This is a genomic window from Micromonospora sp. RTBAU3-60, from assembly GCF_054963695.1.
Genome location: NZ_JBUEGB010000054.1, coordinates 12,240 through 24,056, shown reverse-complemented (window position 1 = coordinate 24,056; position 11,817 = coordinate 12,240). Strand labels below are relative to the sequence as shown.

At 70.4% G+C, this 11,817-nt stretch carries 9 protein-coding genes; 5 read left to right on the top strand and 4 right to left on the bottom strand.

Going from position 1 to position 11,817, the window contains the following annotated elements:
• Nucleotides 1-139: 139 nt before the first annotated feature.
• Together katG and ACY34I_RS31230 are read right to left on the bottom strand one after the other, a co-directional pair.
• The gene (gene katG / locus ACY34I_RS31235) at nucleotides 140-2,371 is read right to left on the bottom strand and encodes a catalase/peroxidase HPI (protein WP_462758741.1); all 2,232 of its coding nucleotides are present in this window, start codon (nucleotides 2,369-2,371) and stop codon (nucleotides 140-142) included.
• Nucleotides 2,372-2,407: 36 nt separating this feature from the next.
• Nucleotides 2,408-2,812, bottom strand: coding sequence for a Fur family transcriptional regulator (locus tag ACY34I_RS31230; RefSeq protein WP_462758777.1), 405 nt, complete (start codon nucleotides 2,810-2,812; stop codon nucleotides 2,408-2,410).
• A 175-nt stretch (nucleotides 2,813-2,987) separates the two neighbouring features.
• Here ACY34I_RS31230 and ACY34I_RS31225 point away from each other — a divergent pair, with 175 nt between their 5' ends.
• The gene (locus ACY34I_RS31225) at nucleotides 2,988-4,619 is read left to right on the top strand and encodes a dolichyl-phosphate-mannose--protein mannosyltransferase (protein WP_462758775.1); all 1,632 of its coding nucleotides are present in this window, start codon (nucleotides 2,988-2,990) and stop codon (nucleotides 4,617-4,619) included.
• 41 nt (nucleotides 4,620-4,660) lie between these two features.
• Here ACY34I_RS31225 and ACY34I_RS31220 read toward each other — a convergent pair whose 3' ends face one another.
• Nucleotides 4,661-5,632, bottom strand: coding sequence for a DUF4034 domain-containing protein (locus ACY34I_RS31220; protein WP_462758739.1), 972 nt, complete (start codon nucleotides 5,630-5,632; stop codon nucleotides 4,661-4,663).
• Between the two features lie 53 nt (nucleotides 5,633-5,685).
• Nucleotides 5,686-6,234, bottom strand: coding sequence for a DUF4240 domain-containing protein (locus ACY34I_RS31215; protein ID WP_462758737.1), 549 nt, complete (start codon nucleotides 6,232-6,234; stop codon nucleotides 5,686-5,688).
• 197 nt (nucleotides 6,235-6,431) lie between these two features.
• Here ACY34I_RS31215 and ACY34I_RS31210 point away from each other — a divergent pair, with 197 nt between their 5' ends.
• From ACY34I_RS31210 to ACY34I_RS31195, 4 genes are all read left to right on the top strand, one after another.
• Nucleotides 6,432-7,619: an RNA ligase RtcB family protein gene (locus ACY34I_RS31210; RefSeq protein WP_462758735.1), complete on the top strand. Its 1,188-nt coding sequence runs from the start codon at nucleotides 6,432-6,434 to the stop codon at nucleotides 7,617-7,619.
• Nucleotides 7,616-8,269, top strand: a complete 654-nt coding sequence (gene prfH, locus ACY34I_RS31205; RefSeq protein ID WP_462758733.1) for a peptide chain release factor H — start codon at nucleotides 7,616-7,618, stop codon at nucleotides 8,267-8,269. The genes ACY34I_RS31210 and prfH overlap by 4 nt, the downstream gene beginning before the upstream one ends.
• A 332-nt stretch (nucleotides 8,270-8,601) precedes the next feature.
• A complete protein-coding gene (locus ACY34I_RS31200) occupies nucleotides 8,602-9,642 on the top strand; it encodes a hypothetical protein (protein ID WP_462758731.1) in 1,041 nt (346 codons plus the stop codon).
• 159 nt (nucleotides 9,643-9,801) lie between these two features.
• Nucleotides 9,802-11,634, top strand: a complete 1,833-nt coding sequence (locus ACY34I_RS31195) for a glycoside hydrolase family 15 protein (protein WP_462758729.1) — start codon at nucleotides 9,802-9,804, stop codon at nucleotides 11,632-11,634.
• Nucleotides 11,635-11,817: the final 183 nt, after the last annotated feature.

Here is an 11,817-nt window from a genome sequence, read left to right as displayed (position 1 = left end):
ACATCAGCCGACGGGGTGACCCGCCTGTCCGCCGTACCGGACGAGCGGGTCACCCTCGCGCAGCGACCGCGCGCGGCCATCGCTGAGCGGCGCCTGGACGTCCAGGCCAGCCCCACGAGGACCGGCCTGGACGTGCGGATCAGGCCAGGTCGAACCGGTCGAGGTTCATCACCTTGACCCACGCGGCGACGAAGTCGTGCACGAACTTCTCCCGCGCGTCGTCACCCGCGTACACCTCGGCGAGCGCACGCAGCTCCGAGTTCGAACCGAAGACGAGGTCGACCCGGCTGCCGGTCCACTTGACCTCGCCCGTGGCGAGGTCACGGCCCTCGAAGGTGTTCGCGTCCTCGGACGTCGGCTGCCACGCCGTGCCCAGGTCGAGCAGGTTGACGAAGAAGTCGTTCGTCAGCGACCCCGGGGTCGTGGTGAAGACACCCAGCGGCGACTGCTGGTGGTTCGCCCCCAGGACGCGCAGACCGCCGACGAGGACCGTCATCTCAGGCGCGCTCAGGGTCAGCAGGTTCGCCTTGTCGACCAGCAGGAACTCCGCCGGCAGGCGGTGCCCCTTGCCGAGGTAGTTGCGGAACCCGTCCACGGTCGGCTCCAGCGCGGCGAACGACTCCACGTCGGTCTGCTCCTGCGACGCGTCCGTACGCCCCGCCGTGAAGGGAACCTCGACGGCGTAGCCGGCGTTCCGGGCGGCCTCCTCGACGCCGACCCCACCGGCCAGCACGATCAGGTCGGCCAGGGAGATCCGCTTGCCGCCGGCCTGGGCGGCGTTGAACGCCTCCTGGATCTTCTCCAGGGTGTGCAGCACCGTCGCCAGCTCGTCGGGGTTGTTGACCTCCCAGCCGTTCTGCGGCTCGAGGCGGATACGCGCCCCGTTGGCGCCGCCGCGCTTGTCGCTGCCGCGGAACGTCGACGCCGATGCCCAGGCGGTGGAGACCAGCTGGGAGACCGTCAGGCCGGAGGCGAGGATCTGGCCCTTGAGGGTGGCCACGTCCTCCGCGTCGACGAGCTCGTGGGTCACCGGCGGCAGCGGGTCCTGCCACAGCAGGGTCTCGGTCGGGACCTCCGGGCCGAGGTAGCGCGCGACCGGCCCCATGTCGCGGTGGGTCAGCTTGAACCAGGCCCGGGCGAAGGCGTCCGCGAACTCGGCCGGGTTCGCCAGGAAGCGCCGCGAGATCTGCTCGTAGACCGGGTCGAACCGCAGCGCGAGGTCGCTCGTGAGCATCCGCGGTTCGCGGCGCTTCGACGGGTCATGCGCCTCGGGCACCATGTCGGCGCCCGCGCCGTTCTTGGGCCGCCACTGGTGCGCGCCGGCCGGCGACTGCATCAGTTCCCACTCGTACGCGAAGAGGATGTGGAAGAACTCGTTGTCCCACCGGGTCGGGTGGTAGGTCCAGGTGACCTCGATCCCGCTGGTGATGGTGTCGGCGCCCTTGCCGGTGCCGAAGCTGTTCTTCCAACCCAGGCCCTGCTCCTCGAGCGGGGCGCCCTCGGGCTCCGGGCCGACGTGGTCCGCTGGGCCCGCGCCGTGGGTCTTGCCGAAGGTGTGACCGCCGGCGATCAGGGCGACAGTTTCCTCGTCGTTCATCGCCATCCGGCGGAACGTCTCGCGGATGTCCCGGGCCGAGGCGATCGGGTCCGGGTTGCCGTTCGGCCCCTCCGGGTTGACGTAGATGAGGCCCATCTGCACCGCCGCGAGCGGGTTCTCCAGTTCCCGGTCGCCGGTGTAGCGCGCGTCGCCGAGCCACGTGCTCTCGGGGCCCCAGTAGACGTCCTCGTCGGGCTCCCAGACGTCCTCGCGGCCACCGGCGAAGCCGAAGGTCTTGAAGCCCATCGACTCGAGGGCCACGTTGCCGGCGAGGATCATCAGGTCGGCCCACGACAGGTTCTGGCCGTACTTCTTCTTGACCGGCCACAGCAGGCGGCGAGCCTTGTCGAGGTTGCCGTTGTCCGGCCAGCTGTTGAGCGGCGCGAAGCGCTGCTGCCCGGCACCGGCGCCACCGCGGCCGTCGCTGATGCGGTAGGTGCCCGCGCTGTGCCACGCCATCCGGATCATAAAGGGGCCGTAGTGGCCGAAGTCGGCCGGCCACCAGTCCTGCGAGGTCGTCAGGACCTCCGCGATGTCGCGCTTGACGGCGGCGAGGTCGAGGGACTTGAACGCCTCGGCGTAGTTGAACTGCGCACCGAGGGGGTTGGCCACGGCGGGGTTCTTGGCGAGGATCTTCAGGTTGAGCCGGTTGGGCCACCAGCCGCGGTTGCCGCCGCCCTGGGTCGGGTGGGGGGCGCGTCCGTGCGCGACCGGGCAGCGGGACTCGCTGCCCGCCTCCGCGTCGTGGACGACGGCGTCGTGGTTCTCGGACATCGGTTTCCTTCCGTGACGTGGCGGATCAAGGGGAAATCAGGACTTGCCGGCGGTGGAACAGTCGGGGCACAGGCCCCGGTAGACGACCTCGGCCTCGTCGATCACGAAGCCGCTGTCGTCGGACGCAGTCAGGCACGGTGCCTCGCCGACGGCGCAGTCGACGTCGGCGATGACACCGCACGACCGGCACACGACGTGGTGGTGGTTGTCCCCGACCCGCGACTCGTAGCGCGCCACGGAGCCGGAGGGCTCGATGCGCCGCACCAGCCTCGCGGCGGTGAGCGCGTGCAGCACGTCGTACACGGCCTGGCGGGACACCCCGGGGAGATCCTGGCGCACGGCACCGATGATCGAGTCCGTGTCGGCGTGCGGGTGCGCGTGCACCGCGTTCAGCACAGCCACCCGGGGACGGGTCACGCGCAACGCGGCCCCGCGCAGCATCTGCTGGAAGTCCAGGCTGGTGACCACGTCACGCAGTCTGGCCTCTTTTCTGGAATGAGTCAAGAATATAGGCCGAACATCACTCCGCGCCCAAGCCCGGTCACCCACCGTCGCCCCACGCCACGATGAGCTGCTGCGACAGTTGGACTCGTTGGCCTATACGATCTGCCGGATGATGGCGGCGGCTGGCACGTACCGGATCTCTGCCGCGCTCCGGGCTGAGCCCGAACGGGCCGCCGCCGGCGCGCCGAACCGCGCCGGTTCTCCCGGTGACGTCCGCCGCGAGGTCCCGGAAGCCGTCCGGCATCGGCTCTCGCCGTTCGACGCGGGCGGCGACCGCTACTCGTGGTGGGCGACCGCGCTGATCGTCGTCATCGCCGGTGTGCTGCGCCTGGTCAACCTGGACAGTCCAAAGGGCAAGATCTTCGACGAGCTCTACTACGCCACCGAGGCGCACCACCTGCTGCTACGCGGCTTCGAGTGGAACGAGAAGACCAACAGCGCCGCGTACGTCGTCCACCCACCACTCGGTAAGTGGATGATCGGGCTCGGCGAACTGGTGTTCGGCTACAACGAGACCGGTTGGCGGATCTCCGCCGCCGTCGTCGGCACCCTGTCGGTGCTGATCCTCGTACGCGTGGCGCGGCGGATGTTCCGGTCCACCGTGCTGGGCTGCGCGGCGGGGCTGCTGATGGCGCTGGACGGCATGCACCTGGTGCTGTCCCGGGTGGCGCTGCTCGACATCTTCCTGATGTTCTTCATCCTCGCCGCGTTCGGCACGCTGCTGCTCGACCGCGACGCCCACCGGCGCCGCTGGCTGACGGCACTCGAAGCCGGCCTCGACCCGGCCGCGCCAGGCCCGGCCGGCCGCCTGCCGTTCGCGGTGCCGTGGTGGCGCCTGGCCACCTTCGTCCTGCTCGGCTGCGCATGCGCGGTCAAGTGGAGCGGCATCTGGTACGTGCTCGTCTTCACGGCGCTGATGCTCCACTGGGCGATCCAGGCACGCCGCTCCGCCGGCGTACCGCGACCGTGGCGGGACGCTCTGGTCGGAGAGGTCGGCTGGGTGACACTCGGCGGCGCGCTTCTCCTCCTGGTCTACCTCGCGAGCTGGTCAGGGTGGCTGCTCACCGACGGGGGACACTTCCGGCACTGGCTGCGCGACACCGGCGGCACCGAGTTGCCGGTCGTCGGCGCCCTGCAGAACCTCTGGCACTACCACGTGGAGGCGCTGCAGTTCCACACCACGCTGGAGAAGAAGCACGCCTACCAGTCCTGGCCGTGGCAGTGGCTGCTGCTCGGGCGCCCGGTCGCGTTCGACTGGTGGTGTCCCGCACCATGCTCCGGGTCGGCCCCCGCCAGGGAGGTCCTGCTGTTGGGGACGCCGCTGCTGTGGTGGTCGTTCCTCCCGGCGCTGGGCGCGCTGACCTGGTTCGGGATCGCGCGGCGGGACTGGCGGGCCGGCACCATCTGGCTCGGCGTCCTCGCCGGCCTGCTGCCGTGGTTCTACTTCGCCGTCGCCGACCACCGGACGATGTTCTACTTCTACGCCCTCCCCGCAGAGCCGTTCCTGGTCCTCGCCGTCGTCCACGTCCTCGGCATGATCATGACCCCGCGCCCGCTCCCGTCGGCTGCGGCCGACGGCGCCCCGTCCGGGCAGGACCGACGGCTGATCGGCGCGATCGTCGCCGGGGCGTACGTGCTCCTGATCGCGGCGTGCTTCGCGTACTTCTACCCGATCTACGTCGGCAGAGTTCTGCCGTACACCGACTGGGCCGCCCGGATCTGGTTGGGCAACCACTGGATCTAACCGACGGCGGCACGCCGGCCACCTGCCCGGCGCCCGCCTGCTCAGCCGTCCTCGCCGCGCACCCGCTGCCGGGCAGCAACGAAGGAGCCGACCGCATCGCTCGAGTGGTACTGCCACGGCCACTCCGTCACGAGGCCACCGATGACCTCGAACTGCTCGACGGCCGAGGGGAAGTCACCGGCCATGGCGAAGCTCATCGCGAACAGGTTGTGCACCACCGGCCAACCCGGTCGACGCTGATAGTCCGGATGCCGTACCGAATGATCGGCCGCGGCGTTGAGCTCAGCCACCACCCCCGCCCCACCGATGTACTCGGCGTCCTCGCCCACCGGAAGATCGAGCCACATCTCCAGGTGCGCGGCCGGGACGAGCTGCCCCAGCGTGGAGCCCGCGGGCGCATTCGCCGCCGCGCCCCGGGCGAACTCGAACATCTCCTCGTGGCTGCCGAACCACTTCCGGCACCGGTACTGCAGCATGTGCTCGTGGGCGATCCGGTGCCACGGATGCCGTTCGATCACCGCGTCGAAGCGTCGTTGTGCCTCGTCCCGGTCGACCTGCCGGCCACGGGCCGACGTGACCAGGAACGTGCGGGCGGTGGTGTCGTCCGGGTCCCGGTCGGCCACCTCGTCGAGGCAGTTCTCGGCGAGCGTGAGCCGCTTCCGAAACTCCCGGAACTGCTCCTGCCTGGTCTGCGACGCCCGGGCGCCACCCCGCGCCTCCCACGCCCAGTAGACCGCGTGCACGCCGCGGACCAGCAGCGGCAGGGTCGACCGCGGCTCGGCCTCGATCCACTCGCCGATCCAGTCCTGCACGCCGGACACGTCTCCCGTGACCCCCAGGTAGTACGCGTGGTCGTCCGGGTCGGTGATCGGACTGAGCAGATCCCGAGCGGTGTGCCAGTCCCGCTGCTGCAACGCCGCCCGCAGGGCGGCGGCCGTCGGATCGCCCATGGCCGGGTCGATCGACAGCGTGCCGGTGACAGCCTGCTTCGCCCTGCGCCGGAATGGCCACATGCCCGGTCTCCCCTCCCCCGTGATCTTGGCGCAGATCCTAGACGGCCGGATGGTCAGTCCTCGGGCCACCCGTCCGGATTGCTGACCGACTCCCGCGAGATGCCGGAACGGGTCTCGGGCCACGCGCCGAAGCACTCCTCGTAGAGGTGGGCGAACAGGTAGCAGAGTCCCTCGCAGTCGGCGTCGAGCACGGCCATCGCCGGATCCGCCCGGACCGCCTCGTAGAACTCGCGGCCCATCGCCACGATGAAACCGCGGGCGTACAGGAAGCCGTCGTCGGAGCCGTCCGTGACCTCCTGGATGTCGGCGCGGTCGATGTCGTACAGCTTCCGCTCGACGACCCGGTCGAGGTCGACCAACTCCGGGCCCGACAGCTCGGCGCACAACTCACGCAAGGTCCCGAGGAACGGGTCGAGCCACCTGTCGATCGCGTACAGCTCACCCTGCTCGTCGTCCTCCGGATCCCGGTCGAGCAGCGCGCGGCGCAGCACCGCCGGCTCCGGACCGAGCCGGGCCCACGCCTCCTCCACGAGCGCCCAGAAACGGCTCTCTTCCTCGGGCGTCGGCAACCGCGGCGAAGCCGCGAGATCGGTGTCGGTCACCGGCGGAGGTTAACCGAGCCCACCGACACGCAGCCGGCCCCGTCGCACGACCGAAAGTCGCTTGCCGCGCCCGGCGGGGTCCGGGATGGTGTGTCCCATGACGTTCTGACGGACAGCCCCGTTGCTCCCCGGTTCCACGGCACCGACCCGTGCCGTCCTGCCGTCCGCCCACACCTTTCCGCGAGAAGCGAGCGTCTTTGTCTCAGCACCCCTCCCGGCCGGAGGCTGCGCCGCAGTCCACCCCGGCCACCCTCACCGTGTTCGCGTCCCCCACCAGCTGGATCGAGTCCGATGCCATCGCGCAGTGTCAGCAGGTGGCCGCCCTCGACGGCATGATCCACGTCGCCGCCATGCCCGACCTGCATCCCGGCAAGGGCGCCCCCATCGGTGCCGCCATGGCGTCGACCGTGTTGTACCCCTTCCTGGTGGGCTCCGACATCGGGTGCGGCATCGCCGTGTTCCCCATCAAGCTCAAACGCCCCGTACCCGAGAAACTCGCCGCCCGGTTCCCCGACCTCGACCGCCCGCTGGACCCGGAGCGGGATGCCGACGACCCCGCGTGGGCCGTCGTGGACGGTGATGTTCCGGCCGGCCACGTCGAGGGCCTCGGCACCGTCGGTCGGGGTAACCATTTCGTCGAGCTGGCACGGATCGGCACCGTCTTCGACACCGGCCACGCGAGCCGTCTCGGACTCGACGCCGGCGACCTCGTGCTCGTGGTCCACAGCGGCTCCCGAGGCCTCGGCGAGCGGATCCTGCGGGCGCACACCGAGGTCCACGGCGCGGGCCCCGCCCCTGACCCCGCCGCCTATTTGTCCAGGCACGACCAGGCCGTACGCTGGGGCTCGCTCAACCGGCGCCTGCTGGCCGCCAGGGTCGCCCACGCCCTGGGCGCCCAGCCCACCGACCCAATCGTCGACCAGTGCCACAACCAGGTCGAGATACGCGACGGCGGGTACCTGCACCGCAAAGGCGCGGCCCCGGGCGACGGCCGCGACGTGCTCATCGCCGGCACACGCGGCACCCCGTCCTACCTCGTGGCCGCCCACGCCGGCCCGGCGGCCAACCACTCCGTGGCCCACGGCGCGGGCCGCAAGATGTCCCGCGCCGACGCCCTGCGCCGCGGCCGGGCCAAGCACACCGTCGAGGAACTGCGCCGTACCCCGGTCGGCTCGCTGGTGGTGTGCGGCGACCGTCAACTGCTCTTCGAGGAGGCACCCACGGCCTACAAACACATCGAGCAGGTGATCAGCGACCTCGTCGACCACAACCTCGCCACCCCCGTGGCTACCACGATCCCCCTGGTCACCTACAAGACACCCGACATCGGATCCACCGCCCGACCGGACCGCCGCGACAACCGCCGCAGGCGAGGCCGATCATGAGCGTCCACCTGCTCCTGTCCGCCGGGCGCGGCTCGCAGGAGTGCGCCTGGGCGCTGGCTCGGCTGCTGTCCCGACTGGAAGCTGACGCGACCCGGCACGAGGTGACCATCCACCGGGTGCAGACGGTGCCCGGTGATCGGCCCGGCACCTATCGATCGGTCATGGTGCAGATCCTCGGCGCCGGCGTCGAGGCGTTCGCCGCCTCATGGACCGGAACCCTGTGCTGGCAGGCGCCCAGCCCTTACCGGGCGAGCACCGGGCGGAAGAACTGGTACGTGACCGCCCGGCCGTGCCAGGTCGACACCCCGGCCACGACCTTCACCGAGGCGGACGTCGAGATCGTCGCCTGCCGCACCGGCGGCCCCGGCGGCCAGCACCGGAACAAGGCCAGCACGGCGGTACGGGCGACCCACCGCCCCTCCGGCATCGTCGTCGTGGTCGACACCGAACGGCAGTTGAGCCTCAACCGCCGCATCGCCATTCAACTGCTACGACAGCGGATCGAGCACGGCGATGAGGCAGCCCGGCGGGCCGCCACCACCGACCGGTGGCGCGTCCACGACGAACTAATCCGTGGCAATCCCACCCGGATTGAGCGCCCGGAACCAACAGCCACAGTGTCACCACACCGGACCCGCCAGCGACGATGATGCCGGTCCACCCGGCAACGCCTGCCGCGGCAGCGGTTCACGGCGATCATCGTCCGGCAGCGGCATCGGCGTACACCGTGGTCCGGCTGACCGGACGCGGCCCGGCGCGGAAGGCCCGCGCCCGGGCCGCGCCTGCGCGCCACACCGCGTCCGGCCCGACCACGGCGGGTTGGCCCGGTCACCACCGCGGCGGTGTCAGAGCGACACTGCGACCTCGACCAGCTGGTCCAGCGCCGCTGCCCGATGCTTCCGGACCATGTTGCGGCTGGTGTTCGGCGGCAGGCCGTAGGTCCGGTACTTCCCAGCCCGGCGCGCGCAGGCGATGATGCGGCATGCGGAGAAACTGGCAGAACCTCGTGGGCGGGCTGGCCGGAGTGGCTGGCGCGGTGATCTGGGCGCTCGCGACGGCCGTCTATCAGCCGCTCATGCAGCCGCACGGCTTCTGGACCGACACCAGCACCGGGCAGACGTTCCCGGAGGTCGGCGGCAACAACACCTACTGGCCACGCGACATCCGCCAGTTGGCGATCTTGCTGGCCTTCGGCGCAGTGATCCTGATCTGTCGCACGAACGTACGCGGCGTCCTCGCCGGCGCGATCGCCACGATCAGCTGGCTCGCCGTGGACCTGTGGCTGGACCGCATTGACGTGGCGGGTAGCACCACCGCAGCGTGGCTCGCCGTCGGTGCGGTCGCCCTGTTCTCGGCAACCGCCGTCGTCGCTGCCCGGGTCTCGACGGGTCAGGCCGGGACGGCGCTGGCCCGCCAACTGTCCGCTGGCGTCGCCGCAGTGCTCGCCGTGGCCACGATGGTGGTCACCACCCCGTGGGACGAGCCGGTCACCGACCCCGATCAGGTACGGATCGAGAACGCGCTGTCGATGCTCAAGGCGGGGTTGGTGGTGTTGTTCGTCGCCGTCGTCCTGGGACTCGTCGCGGTTCAGCTCACCTTCCTCCGTGCCCGGCGGGTGGTCGCCTTCGTCGTGGTGGCCGCGCTGGCCGCCTGGCTTGCGACCGGCAACCACGGATCTCTCACCGCTGTCGGGCTGATCGGCATGCCGGTGGCGGCAGCGCTCGCTGTCGTCGCGGTCCGGGAGGTCTCCCTGATCCGGCTGCTTCCCGTCGCGGTCGCCTGTTGTGTGGCGCTGCTTCCCGCAGCCGTGATTCTCTACCTGGCCGGTTCAGCGGTCGGCACCGCGATGACCTCTCTGGCCGGCAATCCACCGGTCAACTCTGCCGACACTGATCTCTCGATCGCCCTCTCTGGCCTGCTCCTCGGCCTGTTGCTGGCATCGGTCAGCCACGTGATGACCCGACCCACCCACGATTCCGACAGCCTGGAGCGCGACTCCGGCCCCGTGTTGAAGGGAGCATGACGCGGTGCGGCCGGTGGGACGCACCCTCGACGGGGCTGACGGCGCGGTCGGGTCGCCGGGACGGATGCCCCCGAAGGGGTAACCGTCGCCGTTTGCGGCCCCGCGTGCACCCCGGGCGTCTACCGTCCGATCGGAGGCAGGCGACGTGGGGAGGGCGGCGTGGACAAGTACCCCGCCATCGAGGACCACGGCCTCATCGGTGACCTCCAGACGGCCGCCCTGGTGACGTGTGACGGCTCCATCGACTGGTTCTGCGCGCCGCGCTTCGACTCACCCAGCGTCTTCGCCGCCCTGCTGGACCGGACGAAGGGTGGCTACTTCCGCATCGCCCCGGACGGCGTCCGGTACGTCACCAAACAGCTCTACCAGCCCGACACGCCGATCCTGATCACCCGCTTCATCAGCGCGGACGGGGTCGCGGAGATCATCGACTACATGCCGGTCGCCGGTGAGCGGCCCACCGAACAGCACCGCCTGGTACGCATGGTCCGCATGATCCGGGGCAGCATGCACTTCAGGCTGGAGTGCCGGCCCCGGTTCAACTACGGCCGGGACCGTCACAACCTGGAGGTACACCCCGAGGGCTACGTCTTCCGCAGCCCGTCGCTGAGCCTGACGCTCAATCCGGTCCGTCCGGTCCCGCGGCTGCTTCGCGAGCGGGAGGCCGCCACCGACAGCCACGACCTGGTCGGCCGGGTCACCCTGCAGGAGGGCGAGACCGGCGGCGTCATCTTGGAGACGGCCTCCGTTCGGCCGCCGCGCGTGGTCCCGGCCGAGGAGGTCGCGGCGATGTTCGAGCAGAACATCGAATACTGGCGCCGCTGGCTCGACCGCTCCCGGTACGGCGGGCGTTGGCGGGAGATGGTGGAGCGGTCCGCGATGACCCTCAAGCTCATGACGTACGCGCCGACCGGCGCGATGATCGCCGCCCCGACCACCGCCCTGCCCGAGCAGATCGGCGGCACCCGCAACTGGGACTACCGCTATACCTGGATCCGGGACACGTCCTTCTCGGTGCACGCCCTGCTGGGGCTCGGCTTCACCAACGAGGCCAGCCGGTACGTGGAGTGGCTCGACGAGCGCGTCCGCGAGGCTGGCGACAACGACGCCCCCCTGAAGATCATGTACCGCGTTGACGGCTCATCCGACCTGCACGAGGAGATCCTCGACCACTTCGAGGGCTACCGTGGCTCCGGCCCGGTCCGGATCGGCAACGGCGCGGCCGAACAGTTGCAACTCGACATCCACGGCGAGGCCCTCTACGCGATGCACCTCGCCGACGAGCAGGGCATCCGGCCGTCGCACCAGGTCTGGCGCAGCACCGTCCGGCTCGTCGACTGGCTCTGCCACAACTGGGACCAGCCCGACGCAGGCATCTGGGAGAGCCGCCACCACCCCCGCAACTACACCTACAGCCGCCTGATGTCCTGGGTCGCCTTCGACCGGGCGATCCGTCTGGCCAACCGCCACGGCCGGCCGGGGGACGTGACCCACTGGGCCCAACAGCGCGACGCCATCTACAACCAGATCATGGAGCGCGGCTATCACTTGGGCCGCCGCTCCTTCATTCAGAGCTACGGGGAGCCCGTCCTCGACGCGGCGCTGCTCATCATGCCGGCGGTCGGCTTCGTCACCCCCACCGATCCGCTGTGGCAGTCGACCCTGCGGGCCATCGAGGAGGACCTTGTCTCCGACAGCCTGGTCCACCGGTACGACCCGGCCACCGCGCCCGACGGCCTCCCCGGCGACGAGGGCACCTTCAACATGTGCACCTTCTGGTACGTCGCCGCCCTCGCCGGTGCCGGCCGGCTTGACGACGCCCGCCTCACCTTCGAGAAGATGTTCACCTTCAGCAGCAACCTTCGCCTCTACGCGGAGGAGATTGCCCTCACCGGTGAACAGATCGGCAACTTCCCCCAGGCGTTCAGCCACCTTGCCCTGATCACCACCGCGCTGCAGCTCAACGAACTCCTCGACAACCGTCAGCGGTGACCCCCGGCTGAATGCCTGGGCGGGGAAGTCGGATGATTTCCGAACCGATCAGTACCGGTCGGACCGGACGGGACGGGAAGACAGCGGACAAAGGCGTACCTTCGCTTCGCCTTTGCCTCAGGGGCCGCCCACCCGACGGCCGGGAGCCACAAATTGCACCGGAACCCGGTGAACGTGAGTGTG

Coding starts and splice junctions, on each gene's coding strand:
- katG (WP_462758741.1), bottom strand. CDS start 2,371: ATGTCCGAGAACCACGACGCCGTCGTCCACGACGCGGAGGCGGGCAGC.
- ACY34I_RS31230 (WP_462758777.1), bottom strand. CDS start 2,812: ATGCTGCGCGGGGCCGCGTTGCGCGTGACCCGTCCCCGGGTGGCTGTG.
- ACY34I_RS31225 (WP_462758775.1), top strand. CDS start 2,988: ATGGCGGCGGCTGGCACGTACCGGATCTCTGCCGCGCTCCGGGCTGAG.
- ACY34I_RS31220 (WP_462758739.1), bottom strand. CDS start 5,632: ATGTGGCCATTCCGGCGCAGGGCGAAGCAGGCTGTCACCGGCACGCTG.
- prfH (WP_462758733.1), top strand. CDS start 7,616: ATGAGCGTCCACCTGCTCCTGTCCGCCGGGCGCGGCTCGCAGGAGTGC.
- ACY34I_RS31200 (WP_462758731.1), top strand. CDS start 8,602: ATGCGGAGAAACTGGCAGAACCTCGTGGGCGGGCTGGCCGGAGTGGCT.